Origin of the sequence: Paenibacillus sp. FSL H3-0321, assembly GCF_038002865.1 — a bacterium.
GTDB lineage: Bacteria > Bacillota > Bacilli > Paenibacillales > Paenibacillaceae > Paenibacillus_AQ.
Genome location: NZ_JBBODH010000001.1, coordinates 2,860,394 through 2,880,392 on the forward strand (window position 1 = coordinate 2,860,394; position 19,999 = coordinate 2,880,392).

Below are 19,999 nucleotides of genomic sequence, written 5' to 3' on the forward strand. Positions count from 1 at the left end.
GCCTATTTCATATACTGGAGCAGATTCACAATCATTTGTGCACTTTCGGCACGTGTACCGTTCTGCTTCGGCTCAAAGCGTCCTGCGGCACGCCCCTGCAAGAGACCTAGGCGCACGGCCTCTTCAATAGCCGTCCTGGCCCATTGCGGAGCGTCTGTTGTATCGGCAAAAGCTGCTGCAGCTGAGGCTGTGGTCACCTGCGTCTCCGCCGCATACCCGTAAGCGCGAATGAGCATAACTGCCATTTCCTGACGGGTAATTTCAGCTTCCGGCCCAAATGCGGAACCCGACAAACCGTTCACAATTCCGGCCTGCTGCGCCGCAGAAATTGCCTCCGCATACCACTTGTCCGGCTGCACATCGGCAAACCCTGTAGCCGTATGTCCGCTGAGTCCCAGTGAACGTACCAGCATTGCTGTGAACTCTGCGCGGGTAACCGCCCGGTTCGGATCGAACCGTTCTCTAGACACTCCCTGCACAAGCTGCTTGGCAGACAACTGCTTCACTGCGCCGGATGCCCAGTGCTCTGCAGGCAAATCACTAAAGCTTTTGTCGTATTGCAGAACGGCATATTTACTGAAATGGCTCACGGCTGCGCTCAGTCTGCCTTCGGTCCATCTACCGCCGGCATACGCAAGCGCCCCGTCTTCTCCAATATAGTAAATACCGAGCAGCTCTTTATTCCCCTGTGGAATAACCTCATAAGCAATAGTAACCGGTTGTGCAAATTGCGATAAGACAAATTCCTGACCCTGCTTTGTTGTAAGGCTAAGCTTCCATTCTCTCACTTCACTTGCCGCTTCCAGCCGTGCTCCCGACATTTGCGCTGCACGGTTGATCAAGGCCTCAGCGGAGTCGCTGCCAACTGTTTCAGCAGCCAATGAGATGGTGCTGCCAGGGATTGCGCCTTCCGGTACCTTGCTGCTTAATTCGGCGAGCACTCCGGCAGGAATCACCACGGACAAGCCGGCCGATTGGATTCTAAGCGGAGCCTTGCCAAGCAACTCGCCGGCATTCCCTGGCAGGATCAATTCCGTCCAGGCCCGATCGGCTGTAATTACAACCTCCCCTTGCGCATTCCGCTCTCCGGATAACCGGGCAGCTGCAATCTCCACGATTCCAGGTTCCGGCGTTGCCGCAGCTGTCGGAGAAGGAGTAGGAGAGATTACCCCGCCAGGTGCCGGGGGTGAGCTCGGTGTTGGTGTTGGCGTCGGTGTCGGCGTTGGTACTGGCGTCGGCTCTTGTCCGGCAGCAGTCACCACCAGCCCGTACTCTGCACTCATCCCGTTATACTCCCCACGGACTTTTACCGTTCCTGCACTTAGCGCGTGTATTTCCCCAGTCTCGCTAATCTCCGCCACTTTAGGATCGGAGGTTTCGAACAGAACCCCCTTGGCCAGCTTCACAAGGCTGCCGTCACTGTACACGGCTTGAACTACAGCAACGCCCTTGCTTCCCTGTTCCAGGGTTTCCGGGCCTTCGATCTCCAGACCGGTCAACACTGGCGCACCGTCCGTTGACACCGTAAGCTTATACTGGGCGGCCAGTTCTCTGTACGTTACCGAGATCACAGTTGAACCAACAGCATGCGCCTCAACCTGTCCTCGATCGTCAACCGTGGCCACATCAGTATTCTGGCTGGAATAACTCAGCCCTTCAACTACGGCTATCCGCTTTCCGGAGGCATACACAGCTTCAGTTACCGTCTGATCGGTATCTCCCGCCCGTAATACTTGCTTGCCTTGCAGAGAGAGCGACTCCAGAGCATCCACATCTATCTTGCTCTCCGCATATATAGCAGGGTAGCCTTCAACGGCTGCCCTTACGACTGCCGTCCCCGGCTTAAGGGCGGTCACTAATCCGTAAGTATTAACCGTTACCGTGTTCTCCGGCTGTTCGGAAACAACAGACCAATGGATTTTTACCTTGGAGGCATTGGCAGGAAGCACCTGCGCATGCAGCTGCATACTTTGTCCAGGCTCAAGCAATGCTTCCGTACGGTCCAGTGTAACGGATTCCGGAGCCACTTTGGCAATGACCAGTTGATCAATCTCCTGTCCGTCAACCGTTCGGGCAGTGACGGTAATCCCGTCATTTTTTATTTCAACCGCAGTAAAGATTTGCTCGTCCTCGTCATAAATTTTCTCCTGCCAGAACCTTTCGGTCAGCGCATAGAATTTGGGACCGGATGATCCGCCGATGACATACCGGGTGCCCTCGCCTTCGGCAACCCGCTGCCCTCCGTTCATCGGATAGGAGCGCATATAGATGTGATCATGTCCGTTCATTACGAGATCTACTTTATGCTTGTCAAATACCGGCACCCAGACCTGCTGCACCCGTTCATTGGCATAGATGCTGCCGTAAGGTCCCTGATGGAAGAAAATGATCTTCCACTTCTTGTCCGTGGCTGACAGATCCTGATCGAGCCACTGGGCCTGCTCCTTATACTCCGCCTCGCCATGCTCCGTGTTCATCACCACAAAATGGGTGTCTTTGATATCAAATGAAAAATTTGTTCCCTTAACTCCCGCCGCACCGTTCTGCGGGTTATTGAACTGGGCCAGATAATCCCCGTCACCGTTCGTGCCCATCACTTCATGGTTACCGATAATCGGCACAAGCGAAGTGTGCATTAGCTGTTCCTGTGCAGCTCCGAACCACCAGTTCCACTGCTCCTGCTCGAAGCCCTTGTCGACCATATCTCCTGCATGCACAAGCATTTCCGCATCCGGCATGTACTGGAAAGCCTGCTGCGCAGTATTCTTCCATAGCTCGAAGCCTGCCTGCGAATCCGCCTGCGAATCTCCAATGAAAAGGAACTTGGTGGCTTCACGGTCTCCACCGCTCGTTACAAATGTACCCTGGGCACTTACATTCGCCGCTCCGTCCCCCACCCGGTATACATAAGCCGTTCCCGGTTCAAGATTAGCCGCTTCCGCTTTATGCACGCGCATCGTTCCGTCGTTATTGCTGTTGTAGATGGTGCTCGCGCCTTCAATTCTGAGCACCTTGCTGTCCTCGAAGCCGGTGAACTCAGCTTGCTTGACCAATTCAACTACACTGCCCTCTGTCTGCGGCTGAGTCTGCCAGGCAAAACGCCGGCTGGTATCGGCATCCTCACCCATGGTCACATTGATGTTGCGCGGGGCTGCCGTGCCGTCATAAGGCGCTACCTTAAACGTCATCACCGGACTATAGGCGTTGCCTTTTACCGCCTGCAGCTTGAACGTCCCTTCCGCTACAGTAGCGGACTTCGTGGTCAGCAGCCCGTCCGCACTGGATACTCCCTCTGCTTCAACACCGTCGATCAGCAGTTTGGCTCCCTGGAAGGCCGATCCCCCCTCCATTTCACTTACCGAGAAGGAAGCCGCCAGGCCTTTGGCGATCTCATAATGATTCCAGGCCAGCTTAAGCTGGGTCATCACTGTACTTTCAAGTGAAGCACCAATGAAGCTGATCGCCGTTCCGCTGCCCTCTGTCGAGGTGACAGAGCCGGAGGTATTCTCAATGGTCAGCGGTTTGCTAAGCTGTCCTCCAAGCTGTTCCAATGTATAAGGCCCGATATAATCATTGCGGACCGTATATTGAATCTGACCCAGAAGGTCGCTGTCTTCAAGCCCTGCTTCATGGATTCGGTTCAATTTCAGCAGCACTGTACCCTTGGCCGCGTCGATAACCGGTTCGAGCTGGCCTTCTGTCAGCTTGCTGCCTGCTATTACTTTCAGATCGCGGACAGCCGCAGGGTCAAAGGCAAAAGCAACTGAACCCTCCTTCAGCTTATCCGCCTTCTCCGCCGTTATATCCACAGTGTAGGTATTCCCGGCGTATACAACCTCAGGGGTGACATATTTATAGAAGGGAGATCCCAGATTCACTGTGAAATACCATTCCTTAATCGTCTGATTGCCGCTGAGGTCGCGGATCGCAAGCTTCACCTTATGCCGGCCTTCCGCAAGCGGAAGCTTGGGCTTGTACGTAATTTGTCCCTTCGGAGGATAGAAGCCGTGCTCTACGAGCTGGTCGTCAATAAATAACCGCACTTTCGAGGCATCGATTAAAGTAGTTCCCGGATGCGCAACCGGATCGTAGCCGGCATCCTCTCCGTTCACCGAAAGGGCCGGCGTTGCCGTCTTGACCATCTCATTAGCGCCAGGATACTCATTTTTAATGACCGGCGGTGTTTGGTCTTCTTCCAAGGGGCCATAGAGGGCGCGGATATCATCCACATAAATGGCACCCTTTGTTTTTTTCAGATTGCTGGTCTCCATATAACGGACAGGCATATCCATCGACAACGGGGTTGTTTTACCTTTAGGCACCGCCACTTCGACATATTTCCAGCCTGTCCAATTCACACCGTTCACCTGATCAGTGTAATCTACCGGAACCGCCGCATTGTTGCCGTCGCGGATCTGGCCGCGCAGCCAGTGCTTCTGCCCGTCTCCATAGATCCACATACTGATTTTCTCCGGATAACCCGGTATCTGAATCCGGTTCTCTGTCGACGTTGCCGCGACATAAGCTCCTGAGGTGCCTGTTTTTCCAATAAAATCATATTCCAGCTTCAGCGCCCTGTCTCCGCTGCGGATAAAGTCCTGATCTGTCACTTCCTCCAGCGTTACGCTGTTGGCTGCCGCACTGGCTGCCTTATATTTACCGATCCCCGCTTCAAAATTCTCCAGCATAACAGGCGGCAAACCGACATTCACTTCAAAGGAGGTTTCCACACTGCCATATTTCACGTAAATCCTACCGTTTTTTCCGTTCTCATTGCTTGCCTGAAACCACCCGTTCTTATCCACCGTGCCAATTTCACCTTCCACACGCCACTCAAAGCTATGGTTGTCAGCCTGGATAGTCTGTCCGCCCCGCAGCGCCTTTACCGATAACTGAGCGGACTGGCCGGATGTGTATGTCTTGATTTCATCGGGGAATTCCAGCTCCGTCAGCGTTTCGACGACTTCAATCTCGCCTTCTCCCTGCGCATTCCCGGCTCCCGCACTAATTTTGCCTACTCCGGCTGTAGAGCCGGCAGTAAAGACACCCTGTTCATTTATAGTCCCCAGAACCGGATCAACTTGCCAATTCAGCGCCCCCGTGTACGCAGCAGGGTGGCCATTTTCATCCATGCCTGCAGCAGTGAAGGTAAAGCTGGAACCTTTCAAAATCCTCTCAGCATTCGGCTGGATCGCAAGCTTCGAGGCCATAGTCAATTCAGGAGCGGTGTTGACGAGCAGCAATCCGTTGCCGGTCTGCCGTTCAAAGCCGTCCGACCCCTGATTCAGCATCTTGACTCCGTTCGTCCCCGGCATTCTCGCCACAAAGGTCGAAGATCCTCCCCCATCCAGATTCATGGCGTATACGACGCCAAGATCCTTCAGGATTTTTGCCAGTTCCTCTGTTTCCACCCCTTCGCTGAACCCGGGAGAACGGCCGTCAATTTCAAAAAGCACCACGCTGCCGTCTGCTTTCGTACCAATGGCTGTCCGCGGATGCACTCCTGCCGGCCCGACGCCCGTTTGTACAACCCCGTCTTTGATTAGCGGTCCCTGCCCGCCGATTGCCAGTGCGACATCCTTCCATTCTCCCTTCAGTGCAAATGCGGCAGTGACCTCATCTCCGGGTGCCAATCCTTGCAATACGGACCTGGAGGCGCCATGCGCGGACAGCACCACCTTGCCTTGGGCAAGCGGAGTATCACCTTGGCTTGTCCGGACCTCCGATACCTTCAGCTTCAGGGTTTGTCCGCTTTTGACTTCGCCCTCAGCGATATCCAGTACGATTTCATCGCCATCAGCAGTTGATTTCGTTGAGCTGTTGTAATCCTTCGTATAGAGTACGAGCTGATCCGTATTCCGGTAACGGTTGATACTGTTCAACGGCTTTGTTTTCCCGTTCACCGTCACGCTCATAGACAGCTCCGGCTGTCCATAAATAGAGGTGCCATCCGCTTTTAACCCAAAAGCATATGATCCTCCGCTGTTCAGAATAACCCCCTCATCCATAAACAGGCCATTCGGAACACCGGTGGCATAGCCGGATATTTCATAGAAATCACCGTTAATGCCTGCAATTACACGGTTTCCCGGTGCATCCGCATATGTTGCCATACCTGTTACACCCTGCATTCCGTATACCTTGCCGTTTTTCGTTCCGGCCCGCAGCTGCAGGCCTGTATTCTGCGGATTGAACTCCACAGTATGTACTTTTTGCCGTCCTCTTTCATCTTTTATATCCATCCAGGTATAGATCGCACCCGGTGCCAACTCCGTCTTGCGCATATCCATAACCGTGCCGTATTCGCTGGCTGGCAGTTCAGCAATTGCGGCATTCGCCATTGCACCTGGCTGAAACATAGATAAGAGCAACAGAAAAATGATTGCCGGATTGAACTTTCGCAGATGTTTTTGCACTTCGTTATACCCTCCCAGTGGTTGTCGCATTTTGTCTAAATTTGGACAATCTCATAGGGTACATCTTATGTGCTGAACATCAGGAGAGAATAAAATAGGGTAGGTTGTATTGTTAACACTGGCATGAATCTGTTAGTGCGCAGAAAAAAAAACGAAAAGCTCCCCGTCACCGGAAGCTTTCCGTTTCATATTAGGCTTGTTGCTATTCGTCCGTGTCATCTTCCCGTAAGCTCTCCAGATATTCAGCCGTTGCCCGGTCGCGGGCCCGGCCCTTATCCTTCAGGCGTTCGATTGCCGGGAGAATGAGCACATCAATTTCCTTCTGGACATGATAAGCCAGATCATACCGGCTTTGATCCTCGAGATAGGAGCCGGCCTCAATCAGGCCGTTATAACGGTCCAGCTCTTCACGCGTCAACAGTCCGCGAACTTGCACGCTGCAGTGGCGCATCTTAAAGGAATCTTCCTTTTTTGAGTACCAGAGGGATGCCGCCGATAATGAACAGGTAACGCATATCCACAACCTTCTTCAGCTGCGCCGCGGTCCAGCCTTTGTATGTCTTATCGCCTACAACGGCAATACCTTGTCCTTTTCCAAGGGAGGCTACGGTGCCTTTGTTGCTGAAGGAGAACTTCTTCGGCTGCTGGCTGCGGATCGCCGCCACCAGGTTAAATGCGCAACATTCGCCCTGCTGCATGGCAATTTGTGCCGTCGGCGGATAAGGGCGTCCTTCCGGATTAATCATCAGGGAGCCGTCGCCAATAATAAAGATATTCTCATGTCCCGGTGCGCGCAGATATTCATCTATCTTCACACGTCCGCGCATCGCTTCAAAACCGGCAGCTTCGATCAGCCGGTTGCCGCGGATTCCGCCGGTCCAGACGATTGTGGAAGCCTTGATTTCCTCGCCGGTTGCGAGAATAACGCCATTCGGCAGACATTCCTTAATAGCTACTCCGATCTTGAAGGTTACGCCCTTCTTCGTAAGCACCGTCATCGCATGCTCAACCAGCTCAGGGGCAAAGCCCGGCAGCGCCGTCGGTGCCGCTTCCACGTTGTAGATATTCACCATACTAGGATCTACATCATATTCTTTGCACAGCGCAGGGATACGGTCAGCCAGCTCAGCTACAAATTCGATGCCGCTGAAACCCGCGCCGCCCACAACGAAATTGATATGCTCCTGTGCATTGTTCTCATTCTTGTATTTGGCAAATTGATATTCGATATGCTCGCGGATCAGCCGTACCGAATTGATGCTGCGAATAGTAAGAGCATATTTATCAAGTCCCGGAATGCCGAACGTTTCAGGCTCGCCGCCTAGCGCGATCACAAGGTAATCATACGAGAGCGTACCGTCCTCGAGAATGACTTTTTTCTGTTGGGTACGGATTTCCTGCACGGAAGATTTCACGAGATCAATCTTGAATTCATCAATCAGTTTGGAGATAGATACGCGTGTATGTTCAATGCTGTCCGTTCCCGCAGCAGGCATATGCAGGTGGGTAGTGAAATAGTGATACTCATGTCGGTTAACTAGCGTCACATCGGCTTCATTGTAATTCAAAGCCTTTTGCAGCCGCTGGGCAGTTAAAATACCTCCATATCCCGCGCCTAGGATAACGATTTTTGGAATACTGCTCATGTTCCGGCTCCTTCCAACAGGTAAATCTGTCTATGTGTTATTTTTTGTAAAAATATTTAGCGTTCTTTTGTGAATTTATACACTTAAATTCAGAAGAATTTCCAATTAAACTTAAAGGATTTCTAAAATAACCATATCCATTGTAAACCTTAGTACCGTTTTAATCAAATATTATCATGCGAAAAAACGTCACAATTTTTAGGTCATTTAAAGCCTTTGCAGGGTGGTCCCACAATGTTTATAATGAGTAAGTACACTAGTATGGCAAATTGAATATATCAACTCGGAGGTGTAATATTACGTGACATTAGAGCAATCCGGCGTTCCTATGAGCGACCTTCTAATTATAGGCGGCGGTCCGGCCGGCATGTTTGCTGCCTTCTACGGCGGAATGCGTCAGGCATCAGTAACCCTTATTGAAAGTATGCCCCAATTGGGAGGGCAGCTCGCTGCTCTTTATCCCGAAAAATATATTTACGATGTGGCAGGATTCCCCAAAGTTACCGGACAGGAACTGGTTGACAACCTTTCACGGCAAATGGACCTGTTCCAGTCTAACATCTGTTTGGAAGAAAAGGTCGTATCTGTCGAGAAACGTGACGAACGCCATTTCGTCGTCACTACCGATAAAGCGGAATACCATAGCAAGGCTGTCATCATTACCGCCGGCGTAGGCGCGTTTGAACCGCGTCGCCTGGAGGTAGCAGATGCACAGCGTTTTGAGAAAGCCAATCTGCATTATTTTGTAAACGATTTGAATGCATTCAAAGGCAAGAAGGTGCTGATCAGCGGCGGCGGGGATTCCGCAGTGGACTGGGCACTTATGCTGGAACCGATCGCCGAGCAGGTAACCCTGATTCACCGCCGCGATAAATTCCGCGCCCACGAGCACAGTGTAGAGAATCTCATGGCCTCCAAGGTGAAGGTAATTACCCCTTCGGAGATCACAGAGCTGCATGGTGAAGAATTTATTACCAAGGTCACCTTGTCCCATATTAAGACCAAAGAAACACAGGAAATTGAAGTCGACAGCGTAATCGTCAATTTCGGCTTCGTTTCTTCTCTTGGACCTATCGCTGAATGGGGCATTAACATTGAGAGCAACTCCATCGTTGTTGACTCGCGTATGGAAACAAGCATTCCGGGAATCTTCGCTGCCGGCGATATTACCACCTATCCGGGCAAGCTGAAGCTGATCGCTGTAGGATTCGGCGAGGCGCCTACCGCTGTGAACAATGCCAAGGTATATATCGACCCTGAAGCCAAGCTTTCACCGGGACATAGCAGCAATCTTAAGCTTTAAGCCAACTGCCAATACTTTCACAATAAAAGGGTATCCTTTCAGGTTGATTCCACTTCAACTTGAAAAGATACCCTATTTAGTGCCGCTTGCGGTTAAAGATAAGCAGCTGCTGCAGAAATAGTCTATGATCTTTAATGTAGAACCGCATGTACTGGAGAGTGTAAGTTCCGTTTGCGAATTTCAGCGAGTAAAAGAGCGATGAAATCATGCTCTAATTGGAGCTCTATAGCTCTCTGATAAGAGTCCAACAACATCTCATCCGACAATTCAACCATAACGTTCACCTACCTTTCCTTTATTTGGATCTGAATCTATCATAGCAAACTATCATTTTTCGAACAAGCGTTCTCATTATCCACAGCCAACTGTGGAAATCCTGTGCATAATATGTGAGTAAGGGTTGCGAAGGCCCATGCTGCGCAGTGGACTATGGGGATAATAGTTATGCACAGGAACAAACCACAGAATATTCAGCAAAAATATTTTTGTTATGTTCAAATATTTAACATTTATTACCTCATATTACCTCATAAGCGGCATAACTAAACGCTATTCTATCTTATTACTATTACTATCGTCAATTCTTAAAATAATGTTTATTTATTGTGGTCTTGTATTTACTTCCAGAATCCAAATTTTCCCCGAATTATCTATAGCATAATCAAAGCCCAACTCGCCTATTCCCGGAAAATGACGTTCCATCAGCTCTGTACATACCAAGGTTAGACGCCGCATCTCCGCTTTTTTGGTGGCCGTTCTGTTGCGGGGCAACGATTTTCTCAGCCCTTCACGGCAGCTCATCATCGTTCCGCCCTTGCACAGGTTGGTCACGAACAGCCCCGGACGAGCTAATCTTCCCACCATGGAGCGAAACTCCCAACGGGCTCCGTTCTTTACTACCTTAACCCGGTAATCAATCGGTCGCCCGGCAATCCGGGCCAGTGAGATGCCCTGCTGCATCAAATATTTTCGTCTTACCTTCACACGCTCGAGCGCCTGCCTCATGGAAGAGAAATCCCGGAACACGCGTGTTTTGTCCATATATGTGAAGCCATACCCACGCCCGTCCAGAAACACTTTAATTACCCCGTAACCCCCGCCGCCTACGACAGGTTTAATCACAACATTCCCATAACTTCTCAGCATTTTAAGCAGCCCGGCAGCACTGTATTCCCTTGTTCTCGGAATGTAACCGGCAACCCGCGCATCGCTAAGCAGCGCTTCGGTCTTCAGCCATTTGCTGGCCAGTTGTCTTCCCGCCATTTTAATCCCGCTCCTTTCGCATTCCCAGCCTACCCTATACATTACTCAGGAGCGGCCCCGCCTTCCTGTATGATTGTCCGTGTAAGAAGGCGTTCGCAGCAAAAAAGGGCATATGGCTCCGGGGCCGTATGTCCTGGGACTTTATCCGCACTGCGCTGTATTCATCCGCATCATCCGACAATCATTTTTTCGACGGCAACAGCGCGGTTATTTTGACGATTCAATAGAATTGATTTGATATAGAGTCTCTGCAGACTAACTGGAATAATCTTAAAATTCATTGTATTATTGCGGTAAGAGGAGGGATCCTTAGTGGCACAATTGTTCGAGGTATTGTATTGGGTGGCTATGGTTGGCATGTCTGTTGTATTGGCGGGTACCACCGTCCTTGTCTGCGCGCTCGGCTTCAAGTTTATAAAAGACCGCCGCAGAGTGCTTGGCGCCAGTTGTATCGCCTTCTCCATGGGGGCCGCCGCTTTAATCGTGTTTATGATTAACTTCAAGTTTATCCTTCCGGCCTGATTGCGGCGATCGTTTCACTCCTTCATTGCAGATACTATACTCTATGAAGGAGTGAGAGGATGGCTTGTGCAGATGGACAGCTTCATTCGCTGAGATCTATTAACTACTTATATATATAAGTTGAACTTTAGACTTACCAAGCCGGCATAGAACGCAACTGCGGTGAATATTTGGACTTCCGGCCGCTGTTGTCTTCGGATTTCTTGATTTTAACCGCTATTTAGCGGTAGAAATCCGAAGACAAAGGCGGACACTACCGTTCCTCCAGTTCCAAAATCCCCCTCCGCTGCTTTTGCCTCTAGGTAGTTCTTTAGTTCAACTTATATAGAAGCAATTGCTATGACGGGCAGGTAATGGGCAATATCGCTGCAAGAGAGGGTTCAACCTCATTCCCGTACTTTACGACCCAATCAGCTTTCTCTTAAAGACAACAATGACATCTTTGGAAGCCCCCTGCGCCTGGCTGGTGTCAAAACAGGATACAAGCTCCCAGCCCTCCTTACCATAAAAATTCAGCTCATCCTGAAATTCCGAATTATCAACTCTGCCGCCCCAAAATCCGCCGGTCTTAAATTTAATTGTTTTGTATTCCCATCGCTCCATGTGTCCGCTCCTTTCTCACTGCCCCCAATACCGGGAATTAAAGCAATAACCTATCTCTCCCTGGCCCTGCTCAGGCGTATGAATTCCGCAGCCGCCAATCAGCTGGTTGGTCTCTTTCAGAACCACTGCAAATTCAAAAACTTTACGCGGTTCCTGATGCTGCTGGCTGATTGTTAAATGAAGATAGGCTCTTGTTTCCTCTTCCGTGTTGGGCCCCCACATCATATGCTCTACTACCCTTGGGTCCGATGCGTAGCTGTGAACCGCTGCACAATCCCCGGGCGAAAATTCCCTGATCATCAGCCGTTGTGTTTCAATGATCAATTCAGATCACTTCCTTAATATCGATAGTAATGTGCCGTATGGTTCATTTATGCTCCAGTATATCAGGCACACTAAATATTGGAAATACAAAAAGACTCCAAGGCGATTAACCTTGAAGTCTCATTCTGCACGTCATGAAGGGTGTTACAAACGTTTCTCTGGCGATTTGCGAAAAGTACGTTTTAGCAAAAGCACCAAGAAAACCAGTACAAAAACAATAAAAAAAGCTGTCAGGAAAAGTCCTGTGCCTACCCAAAAGCCGTAATCAAAAAGTCCTGCAACATCTTCCGGTGTGAAGATAAGATTGATTACTGTTGGAATAGTTATAAATATCAAAGCGTATATTAACGCCTCTTTCAGTATCTTTGACACTAAATGGCCCTTCCCATTCAGCAAGGCTCAGCTGCAGGCTTGCCGGCATCGTCCTTCGTACGGAAGGAGGAACCGCAGCCGCAGGTGGCGGTGGCATTCGGGTTATTAATGGTGAATCCGCCGGTCATGCCGGATTCTTCGAAGTCAATCTCAAGACCGTTGAGATAACGGATGTCGTCTTTACTTACAACTACCTTGAGATCAGCGACATCCAGGTAGACATCCTGCTCGCTCTCGTTATCGTCAAAGCCCATGGCGTAGGAGAACCCGCTGCAGCCCCCCGGTGTTACGCCAAGGCGAAGGAACATGTTGGGCAGCTCCTGCTCAGCCAGCATTGTCTTGAGTTGTTCTGCAGCTGTTTCACTAATTGTAATCATGATCTCAACCTCCTGAAAGTTTGTTAGCCTATCCGCTTCTTATGCTATGACAGCCTTCCGGCCAAAAGTAATTTTCTATATTAAATTAAGTATACCTCACTCTTCCCATGCCCTCAAGTCATATCTGCTGCATTGGATACGATTTATCCGCTCTATACTTCAAGTCTCAGCGGTTGCTCACCCTTGGAGAGAGGTTTATAATAGGGGAAGTAATATACGTAAAAATTCGGAAAATTGTCACGGAGGCCATCAAAGCCTCCATTTTTTACGCTGGACAACGCGTGTTTTAGTAATTTCCGGTTACGATTCTGCGGGTGCATTCACCTCGCCAAACCTTCAGGAGGAAATCATATGTCTACTCTTATCACACCCCACACAGACGCCAGAATGGCGAACATTATCGAAAAGGTTCGCGGCGGAGAACGATTAAATTTGGAAGACGGCGTTTATTTATATGAGAGCAACGATTTGCTCACGATCGGCCAGCTGGCTAATGAAGTCAACCAGCGCAAGAATGGAAACAAGGTATATTTTATCGAAAATATGAGCCTTTATTTCACCAATGTTTGCGAATCCCACTGTGCATTCTGCAATTTCCGCAAGGATGACGGAGAAGAAGGCGCTTATACCCTTTCCGGTCAGGAAATGGTGCAATATGTCGAACAGCATATTCATCCCGGCGTACGCGAATTCCATATTGTCGGCGGCCATAATGATAAGGTGCCCTTCCAATATTACGTTGATTCGCTGAAAGCTCTGCATGAGCGGTTTCCTGAAGTTACCTTAAAAGCTTATACTGCGGCGGAAATTGACTTCTTCACCCGGATCAGCGGACTCAGCATCCGTGAAGTACTGGAGCAGCTGCGCGCAGCCGGACTCCAATCGCTTACCGGAGGCGGAGCTGAAATTCTCTCTGATCAATACCGTAAAAAAATGCGCGTTGATAAAGCAAACGTCGAAGAGTATCTGGAAGTGCACCGGGTTGCCCATCAGATGGGCATGAAGACGCACACCACCATGCTCTACGGCTCCATCGAATCGCACGAGGACCGCATCCGCCATATGCTGCAAATCCGCGAGCTGCAGGATGAAACGAACGGATTTATGGTATTTATCCCGTTGTCCATGCAGCCCAAGAACAAAAACGCCGGGATTATGCGCCGCAACTCCGCGTACGAAGATCTTAAGACAATTGCGATCAGCCGTTTGATGCTGGATAATATTGACCATATTAAAGCTTACTTCATTAATATTGGCGCGCAGCTGACTCAGGTTGCCCTAAGCTTCGGAGCTTCCGACGTGCATGGCACGATCCTAAAAGAACGGATCAGTCACGCCGCGGGTGCTTTAACTCCTGAAGGTCTGACACGCGAAGAATTGATCTGGCTCGTAAAAGGCGCCGGACGGATTCCGGTTGAACGGGATACCTTCTACAATGAAATTAAGGTTTACGAATAATTAAACGACTGAGTTAGCCGGAATTATCCTTCGCTGCTGCAAAAACCATATTTGAGCACTACTCGAAAGGAAGATCGGTCTGCATGAGAACACTACTCGTCCTGGGTGGCGGCTACGGCGGCCTTGCCCTTATCCAAGAACTGCTCAACAACCATCTCCCTCATGATATGGAGATCGTCCTAATCGACCGGATGCCTTATCAGGGAATCAAGACAGAGTATTATGCGCTTGCTGCAGGGACGGTGAACGATTACCATTTACGCATCCAGTTTCCCGTGCATCCGCGTCTGACCGTCAGATATGGTGAAGTAGGCTCCATTGATCTGGAGAGCAGAATGATATTCATGGAGACCGGCGAGCCGGTTTCCTATGATATCCTGGCGATCGCTCTCGGCTGTACAGATAATTATCATGGCATTCAAGGAGCAGAGCAATATACCTGCAGTATCCAGAGCTTCTCGGAAACGCGGGAAACGTATCGGCGGCTGAATGATGTGAAGCCTTATGGAACAGTTAATATTGTAGGCGGGGGATTAAGCGGAGTGGAAATTGCCGCAGAGCTGCGTGAAAGCCGTCCTGACCTGAATATTTCTATACTGGATCGCGGGGAACGCGTGCTGTCGGCTTTTCCGGCGAAGCTGTCCAAGTATGTGGAAGAATGGTTCAGCGAACACCATGTCGAGACACTGGGCAAAATTTCCGTATCTCATGTAGAAAAGGATGCCATCTATAATGGCACCCAGGCTATTCCTGCTGATGTTACTGTATGGACCGCCGGAATCCAGCCGGTCCGGGTAGTCCAGCAGCTCGAAGTAGCGAAAGACCGCAGTGGCCGGATCATGCTGGACCAATATTACAATATAGCGGATTATCCGGAAGTGTACGTGCTCGGCGACTGCGCCAGCCTTCCGTTCGCTCCAAGTGCTCAGGCAGCCGGAGCGCAAGGGGAACAGGTAGCACATGTCCTTCAGGCGCTGTGGCGCGGCGAAACACCGAAGCTCCATGCGATCAAGCTGAAGGGAACGCTTGGTTCCCTGGGCAAACATGCCGGTTTCGGGCTGATGGGCCGCCGCTCCGTCATGGGACGTGTCCCCCGTCTGCTGAAAAGCGGCGTATTGTGGATGTCCAAACGACCTTTGGGTTAAGTTAAGGTAGGCCAAGGATAGGACTAGCCTTTGGCTAGTCCAGTTCCAGATTGTCCCATGCTTCCTGTTCCTTAATTGCGGCCTCGATGGCTGCTTCCAGTTCCTCCGGAGAAGCTGCTTCAATAATCTCGCCGTCAACCATGGCGAATGGCTGCAGGTAGCACTCGCCGCAGTTGTTCAGACAACCGTATTCAATGACATCGTATTCCGGATTTTGTTCCAGCTTTTTTTTCAGCGGTTCCGTGCCATGGCCAATATTACTGGCACAAAATTCAATAATTGGTCTCATGATGCTCTCCCTATTCTGCACTAACCATTTTATTTTTTAACTTTTTGTACTATAATGAACTTACGAAAGGAGTGATTGAGAAATGAGTGAGAATGTACAAAGCACCACCATGTATGATGAAGTACTGGAAGTGCTCGATAAACTTCGTCCGTTCCTGCAGCGCGATGGCGGTGACGTCGAACTGATCGATGTTGAAGACGGCATTGTTAAGTTGAAGCTTATGGGTGCCTGCGGCAGTTGCCCCAGCTCCACGATCACGTTGAAAGCCGGGATCGAACGCGCCCTCCTTGAAGAAGTAGAAGGCGTAGAAGAAGTTGTTCAAGTATTCTAATCCCGTTTGATACCGATCCCGGATCTTCTGAGAAGAAGACCCGGGATTTTTTTGAACTATAAGAATTTATAGGCTTCACACTACGGCGAAGCCGTTTCCACTTGTTATATGTATTATAGAGGATTTCACATTTCGCAACAACCGGAGTACTAAAAACCCCGCATGCCTATTTCTGGCATGCGGGGTTTTCCGTCGTTGTAATTCTGTTAAGTCAGCTAAGGCAGCAGCTTAAAATGCAGGGATAATCGCACCTTCGTATTTCTCTTCGATAAATGCTTTAGCTTCCGCAGAGTTCAGAGCTGCAGCCAGCTTCTGGATAGCATCGGAATCCTTGTTATCAGGACGGGATACCAGCAGGTTGGCGTAAGGGGAATCTGCTCCTTCAATGAACAATGCATCTTTGGTTGGAACAAGGCCGGCTTCAAGTGCAAAGTTGGTGTTGATCAGAGCAATATCCACTTCATCAAGCTGGCGTGGCAGCATTGCTGCATCCAATTCAATGATCTCAAGGTTCTTTTTGTTTTCGGTAATATCCGCTTTGGTGGAAGTGATATTAGTATCATCTTTCAAGGTGATCAGGCCGTTTTTGGCCAACAGGATCAGTGCGCGTCCACCGTTGGTGGCATCGTTCGGAATGGCTACTTTCGCGCCGTCAGCCAGTTCGTCAATTGATTTGATTTTTTTGGAATAAGCGCCGAAAGGTTCAACGTGAACAGCAGTTACCGATACCAGATCCGAGCCGTTCTTTTTGTTCTGGTCATCAAGGTAAGGCTTGTGCTGGAAGAAGTTCGCATCCAGTGCCTTTTCGGCAAGCTGTGTGTTCGGCAGGATATAGTCTGTAAATTCTTTGATCTCCAGCTTGATGCCTTGTGCTTCAAGCAGCGGAGCGATAGCCTTGAGAATTTCAGCATGCGGCACAGGAGATGCGCCGACCACGAGGGTTACAGGTTCTGCAGCCGGTTCGGTCGTTGGCTCTGCAGAAGCATCTGTTGTTGGTGCATTCGTTGCGGCGGAATTGGCCACGTTATTGGTATTGTTATTGTTGCCGCAAGCAGCCAGCACCAATACCAAGGTCAAGCTGAAAAATGTGAGCAGTACTTTCTTCATCTGTAAATCCCCCTTTAATAAATGTATGAATAAGGCTATATATGGACGTACCTTATTTCCGGGTAAAAAATCTAACCAGCCGGTCTCCGGCCATTTGCAGCAGCTGAACTAGTATAACCATCAGCACTACGGAGATAATCATAACTTCTTTCTCATACCGGTAATAACCGTAGCGGATTGCCAGGTCACCAAGACCGCCGCCGCCGATCATCCCCGACATCGCGGTGTAGGAAACGAGCGTAACGAGAGTGATGGTCACTCCAGCAAGCAAGCCTGGACGAGCCTCGGGCAAAAGTACACGCATAACGATCTGCCCTGTAGAAGCTCCCATTCCTTGTGCTGCTTCAATCACGCCCCGGTCAACCTCACGCAGTGCCGTCTCCACCAGTCTGGCAAAAAACGGAGCCGCACCGATGACCAGCGCCGGAATCGTACCGAGCACACCTATCGAAGTCCCCATAATCGACTTGCTGAAAGGAATCAATGCTACCATTAGAATGAGAAATGGAACGGAACGCAGGATGTTTACAAGTAGTGATAATACCGAGTAAATAACCCTGATAACAATGTTATTTGATCTTCCCCATAAATATAACACAATTCCGAGTGGTAAACCAAGAATAATTGTGAATATTCCGGAAAATGCCAACATTTTTAGTGTAGCCACTGTAGCATCAAGCATTTCTTCCCAATTAATCGTATTAAAATTCAAGCCGCCCACTATGAAATCACCTCCACATCAAGCCCCTGCGCCGTTAACTCGGCGATTGTGGCTTCAACCGCTTCAGGAGACCCTTCAAAACGGACAATCAGCTGGCCATAAGGCACATCTTTAATTGTGGAGATTGTCCCCTGTAAAATCGCAAAGTTGACCCCGGTGCCGCGGGCCACATGGGACAAGGTAGACTCGTACGTTTTTTGTCCCAAAAAGGTAATCTTGACGGCCTTGCCGAAATCACCGTTCACTGCATCAATGGCCGCCCGAAGAGGCCCGTCCTGCTGAGTTTCACTACGGATAAACTCCTTGGTTACTTCATGCTTGGGCTTCAGGAATACCTCTGCGACATCCCCCTGCTCGATAATACCGCCGCCATGAATGACTGCGACCCGGTCACAGATGCTCTGTATGACATGCATTTCATGCGTAATCAGCACAATCGTCAGATTAAATCGCTTGTTGATATCGAGCAGCAGACGCAGGATGGAATCCGTTGTCTGCGGATCCAGCGCCGAGGTCGCTTCGTCGCATAGCAGCACATCGGGATCACTAGCCAAGGCACGGGCCACGCCCACCCGCTGCTTCTGTCCACCGGACAGCTGGGCAGGATATTTGTTCAGATGTTGTTCGAGACCAACCAGTGTTATCAGTTCCTTCACTTTATGGTCAATTTCTTTTCCCGGAGTGCCCATCAGCCGCAGCGGAAAAGCGATATTATCGTATACTGTAGCCGAAGTGAGCAAATTGAAATGCTGAAAAATCATTCCGATTTTACGCCGCTGCACCTGCAATTGCCTCTGATTCAGCGCCGTCAGATCCACACCGTTCACCCATACCTCACCCTCTGTCGGACGCTCCAGCAGGTTAATGCAACGGATTAGGGTGCTTTTTCCCGCTCCAGAATGGCCGATTACTCCAAAAACCTCACCTTTTTTGATGGACAGGTTCAGATCCCAGAGCGCTGTAGCGGCCTTGCTGCCTTTTCCGTAGACCTTGGTTAAACCTTTTAGCTCTATCAATTGCTGTCCCCCTCTCTTTAATTTCTATTTCTATAACATCAAAAAGACCTCTTACGATCGATTGCAGATCGCAAGAGGCCCTGTGCGTTTATTAACAATGCCTTCTCATCTGCCAAAGACCGCAAACCGCGCGGTATTGTAGGAATTAGCACCATGACATTCATCTAAAACGCGGGTTGACGCGTATTACACAAATCGGTTGCCGGGCTTCATCGGGCCTATCCCTCCGCCGCTCTCGATAAGATTATGATATGAAATTAGTTGCCGTTCTCTGTGAGAAACGAATGCATGCCTAAGTATAGTAATTTTCAGGTTTTTTGTCAAAGGGAAAGTTTACTTGGAGCCGTCCCCTGCTTTCAAGGCTGCCGCGTTTTTACGCCACTGCTCATTGCTGTAACGGAACGAAGCGCTTAAAGATTTGCACACCATCTCGAGGCACTGCTTCAAATCCTCCAGATGACTGTCCAAATCTTCAAGCTGAATTTTATCATGCAGACCTTGATGTCTTTGCCAGAGATCATCCTGCATTTCCGCATTCATATAATGAATTTCGGCGTTGCGGCGTTTGCGCAGATTCTGCAGCGGCTCCCGGTAAGAGTTCTTGATATTCTCCAGTTCTTCCGCCAGCGGTGCATGCGCTTTGAGCAATTGAAATTGCCGCAGCACGGTGAAATATGAGAAATGGGCTTTGACCTTGGTCGTGTTGAGATTATACAGACTGTTCAATACAGTTCCAAGCTTGTCCAGCAGTGAGAAGACACGAATAAAGCCGTTTTTATAAAAATAAACATAACGGGCATAATCGCCCTGCTCGATCACCGTCATATCATCCATATAACCGGCAACAACCAATTTCCGGTAAAAGGCTGCCGCGAACCAGCTTTGCTCCAACTCGTCCAGGGAGGAAATCAGCCCGCGCGTCCATATCTCCAGCTTGCGGTATTCATGGTCGTGGTCCTCATGCGCGTTCATTTCCTTGCGCAGCATCGCTGCAAGCTTCGCCATGTTATCCATGGCTTCAGCCAGTACACCGCCGTTCTCGCGCGGCGGTTCTCCCAGTAATATCCGCAGCATGTTTTGTCCTCCTTAAAGTTTTGTAAGCATTA

Annotated in this window: 19 protein-coding genes and 1 riboswitch; of the genes, 5 read left to right on the top strand and 14 right to left on the bottom strand. The window is 49.8% G+C overall.

Annotated elements, in window-relative coordinates; translation table 11 throughout:
- Window positions 1-2 precede the first annotated feature (2 nt).
- From MHI45_RS12560 to MHI45_RS12570, 3 genes are all read right to left on the bottom strand, one after another.
- Window positions 3-6,416 carry a phosphodiester glycosidase family protein gene (locus tag MHI45_RS12560; RefSeq protein ID WP_341119092.1) on the bottom strand — a complete coding sequence of 2,138 codons (6,414 nt, stop codon included), beginning with the start codon at window positions 6,414-6,416 and terminating at the stop codon, window positions 3-5.
- Window positions 6,417-6,618: 202 nt separating this feature from the next.
- Window positions 6,619-6,867 carry a hypothetical protein gene (locus MHI45_RS12565; RefSeq protein WP_038596114.1) on the bottom strand — a complete coding sequence of 83 codons (249 nt, stop codon included), beginning with the start codon at window positions 6,865-6,867 and terminating at the stop codon, window positions 6,619-6,621.
- Window position 6,868: 1 nt separating this feature from the next.
- Window positions 6,869-8,062 (bottom strand): NAD(P)/FAD-dependent oxidoreductase, encoded by a 1,194-nt coding sequence (locus MHI45_RS12570; protein ID WP_038596116.1) that lies wholly within the window; start codon window positions 8,060-8,062, stop codon window positions 6,869-6,871.
- A 328-nt stretch (window positions 8,063-8,390) separates the two neighbouring features.
- On the opposite strand from MHI45_RS12570, the gene MHI45_RS12575 reads away from it, so the two are divergent.
- Window positions 8,391-9,365: an NAD(P)/FAD-dependent oxidoreductase gene (locus tag MHI45_RS12575; RefSeq protein WP_156131039.1), complete on the top strand. Its 975-nt coding sequence runs from the start codon at window positions 8,391-8,393 to the stop codon at window positions 9,363-9,365.
- A gap of 131 nt (window positions 9,366-9,496) precedes the next feature.
- On the opposite strand, the gene MHI45_RS12580 is transcribed toward MHI45_RS12575, so the two are convergent.
- A complete protein-coding gene (locus MHI45_RS12580) occupies window positions 9,497-9,640 on the bottom strand; it encodes a sporulation histidine kinase inhibitor Sda (RefSeq protein WP_076112513.1) in 144 nt (47 codons plus the stop codon).
- 325 nt (window positions 9,641-9,965) lie between these two features.
- Entirely contained in the window at window positions 9,966-10,628 is a 663-nt protein-coding gene (locus MHI45_RS12585) for a YheC/YheD family protein (RefSeq protein ID WP_341119093.1), read from the bottom strand.
- Window positions 10,629-10,940: 312 nt separating this feature from the next.
- Between MHI45_RS12585 and MHI45_RS12590 the strand changes: the two genes are divergently transcribed.
- Window positions 10,941-11,150 (top strand): hypothetical protein, encoded by a 210-nt coding sequence (locus MHI45_RS12590; protein ID WP_341119094.1) that lies wholly within the window; start codon window positions 10,941-10,943, stop codon window positions 11,148-11,150.
- A gap of 399 nt (window positions 11,151-11,549) precedes the next feature.
- Here the strand turns inward: MHI45_RS12590 and MHI45_RS12595 are convergent, their stop codons facing one another.
- The 4 genes from MHI45_RS12595 to MHI45_RS12610 all read right to left on the bottom strand — a co-directional run bounded on the left by MHI45_RS12595 (window position 11,550) and on the right by MHI45_RS12610 (window position 12,826).
- A complete protein-coding gene (locus tag MHI45_RS12595) occupies window positions 11,550-11,753 on the bottom strand; it encodes a DUF4177 domain-containing protein (protein WP_076112515.1) in 204 nt (67 codons plus the stop codon).
- A 15-nt stretch (window positions 11,754-11,768) separates the two neighbouring features.
- Window positions 11,769-12,077: a GNAT family N-acetyltransferase gene (locus MHI45_RS12600; protein ID WP_052092294.1), complete on the bottom strand. Its 309-nt coding sequence runs from the start codon at window positions 12,075-12,077 to the stop codon at window positions 11,769-11,771.
- Between the two features lie 144 nt (window positions 12,078-12,221).
- A complete protein-coding gene (locus MHI45_RS12605) occupies window positions 12,222-12,449 on the bottom strand; it encodes a hypothetical protein (RefSeq protein WP_076112516.1) in 228 nt (75 codons plus the stop codon).
- A 17-nt stretch (window positions 12,450-12,466) separates the two neighbouring features.
- A complete protein-coding gene (locus tag MHI45_RS12610) occupies window positions 12,467-12,826 on the bottom strand; it encodes a HesB/IscA family protein (protein WP_038596130.1) in 360 nt (119 codons plus the stop codon).
- Between the two features lie 351 nt (window positions 12,827-13,177).
- Here MHI45_RS12610 and mqnE point away from each other — a divergent pair, with 351 nt between their 5' ends.
- Window positions 13,178-14,284: an aminofutalosine synthase MqnE gene (gene mqnE, locus MHI45_RS12615; protein ID WP_038596132.1), complete on the top strand. Its 1,107-nt coding sequence runs from the start codon at window positions 13,178-13,180 to the stop codon at window positions 14,282-14,284.
- 83 nt (window positions 14,285-14,367) lie between these two features.
- Window positions 14,368-15,429 (top strand): NAD(P)/FAD-dependent oxidoreductase, encoded by a 1,062-nt coding sequence (locus tag MHI45_RS12620; RefSeq protein WP_076112517.1) that lies wholly within the window; start codon window positions 14,368-14,370, stop codon window positions 15,427-15,429.
- 34 nt (window positions 15,430-15,463) lie between these two features.
- On the opposite strand, the gene MHI45_RS12625 is transcribed toward MHI45_RS12620, so the two are convergent.
- On the bottom strand, window positions 15,464-15,718 hold the full coding sequence (locus MHI45_RS12625; protein WP_038596137.1) for a YuzB family protein: 255 nt from the start codon (window positions 15,716-15,718) through the stop codon (window positions 15,464-15,466).
- Between the two features lie 82 nt (window positions 15,719-15,800).
- Between MHI45_RS12625 and MHI45_RS12630 the strand changes: the two genes are divergently transcribed.
- Complete coding sequence (locus MHI45_RS12630) at window positions 15,801-16,049, top strand: NifU family protein (RefSeq protein WP_038596139.1); 249 nt, start codon at window positions 15,801-15,803, stop codon at window positions 16,047-16,049.
- A 228-nt stretch (window positions 16,050-16,277) separates the two neighbouring features.
- Here the strand turns inward: MHI45_RS12630 and MHI45_RS12635 are convergent, their stop codons facing one another.
- The 4 genes from MHI45_RS12635 to MHI45_RS12650 form a co-directional block, all read right to left on the bottom strand.
- A complete protein-coding gene (locus MHI45_RS12635; RefSeq protein WP_076112518.1) occupies window positions 16,278-17,156 on the bottom strand; it encodes a MetQ/NlpA family ABC transporter substrate-binding protein in 879 nt (292 codons plus the stop codon).
- Between the two features lie 52 nt (window positions 17,157-17,208).
- Entirely contained in the window at window positions 17,209-17,838 is a 630-nt protein-coding gene (locus MHI45_RS12640) for a methionine ABC transporter permease (protein WP_052092688.1), read from the bottom strand.
- A 38-nt stretch (window positions 17,839-17,876) separates the two neighbouring features.
- Complete coding sequence (locus MHI45_RS12645) at window positions 17,877-18,893, bottom strand: methionine ABC transporter ATP-binding protein (RefSeq protein WP_076112519.1); 1,017 nt, start codon at window positions 18,891-18,893, stop codon at window positions 17,877-17,879.
- A 102-nt stretch (window positions 18,894-18,995) separates the two neighbouring features.
- Window positions 18,996-19,138, bottom strand: a riboswitch (SAM riboswitch).
- Window positions 19,139-19,226: 88 nt separating this feature from the next.
- Complete coding sequence (locus tag MHI45_RS12650; protein ID WP_076112520.1) at window positions 19,227-19,967, bottom strand: Cthe_2314 family HEPN domain-containing protein; 741 nt, start codon at window positions 19,965-19,967, stop codon at window positions 19,227-19,229.
- Window positions 19,968-19,999: the final 32 nt, after the last annotated feature.

Excerpts from the sequence above, each read along its gene's own strand:
- MHI45_RS12565 (WP_038596114.1), bottom strand. The coding sequence starts at position 6,867 with ATGCGCCACTGCAGCGTGCAAGTTCGCGGACTGTTGACGCGTGAAGAG.
- MHI45_RS12570 (WP_038596116.1), bottom strand. The coding sequence starts at position 8,062 with ATGAGCAGTATTCCAAAAATCGTTATCCTAGGCGCGGGATATGGAGGT.
- MHI45_RS12575 (WP_156131039.1), top strand. The coding sequence starts at position 8,391 with ATGAGCGACCTTCTAATTATAGGCGGCGGTCCGGCCGGCATGTTTGCT.
- MHI45_RS12580 (WP_076112513.1), bottom strand. The coding sequence starts at position 9,640 with ATGGTTGAATTGTCGGATGAGATGTTGTTGGACTCTTATCAGAGAGCT.
- MHI45_RS12585 (WP_341119093.1), bottom strand. The coding sequence starts at position 10,628 with ATGGCGGGAAGACAACTGGCCAGCAAATGGCTGAAGACCGAAGCGCTG.
- MHI45_RS12595 (WP_076112515.1), bottom strand. The coding sequence starts at position 11,753 with ATGGAGCGATGGGAATACAAAACAATTAAATTTAAGACCGGCGGATTT.
- MHI45_RS12610 (WP_038596130.1), bottom strand. The coding sequence starts at position 12,826 with ATGATTACAATTAGTGAAACAGCTGCAGAACAACTCAAGACAATGCTG.
- mqnE (WP_038596132.1), top strand. The coding sequence starts at position 13,178 with ATGTCTACTCTTATCACACCCCACACAGACGCCAGAATGGCGAACATT.
- MHI45_RS12620 (WP_076112517.1), top strand. The coding sequence starts at position 14,368 with ATGAGAACACTACTCGTCCTGGGTGGCGGCTACGGCGGCCTTGCCCTT.
- MHI45_RS12625 (WP_038596137.1), bottom strand. The coding sequence starts at position 15,718 with ATGAGACCAATTATTGAATTTTGTGCCAGTAATATTGGCCATGGCACG.
- MHI45_RS12630 (WP_038596139.1), top strand. The coding sequence starts at position 15,801 with ATGAGTGAGAATGTACAAAGCACCACCATGTATGATGAAGTACTGGAA.
- MHI45_RS12635 (WP_076112518.1), bottom strand. The coding sequence starts at position 17,156 with ATGAAGAAAGTACTGCTCACATTTTTCAGCTTGACCTTGGTATTGGTG.
- MHI45_RS12640 (WP_052092688.1), bottom strand. The coding sequence starts at position 17,838 with ATGCTTGATGCTACAGTGGCTACACTAAAAATGTTGGCATTTTCCGGA.
- MHI45_RS12650 (WP_076112520.1), bottom strand. The coding sequence starts at position 19,967 with ATGCTGCGGATATTACTGGGAGAACCGCCGCGCGAGAACGGCGGTGTA.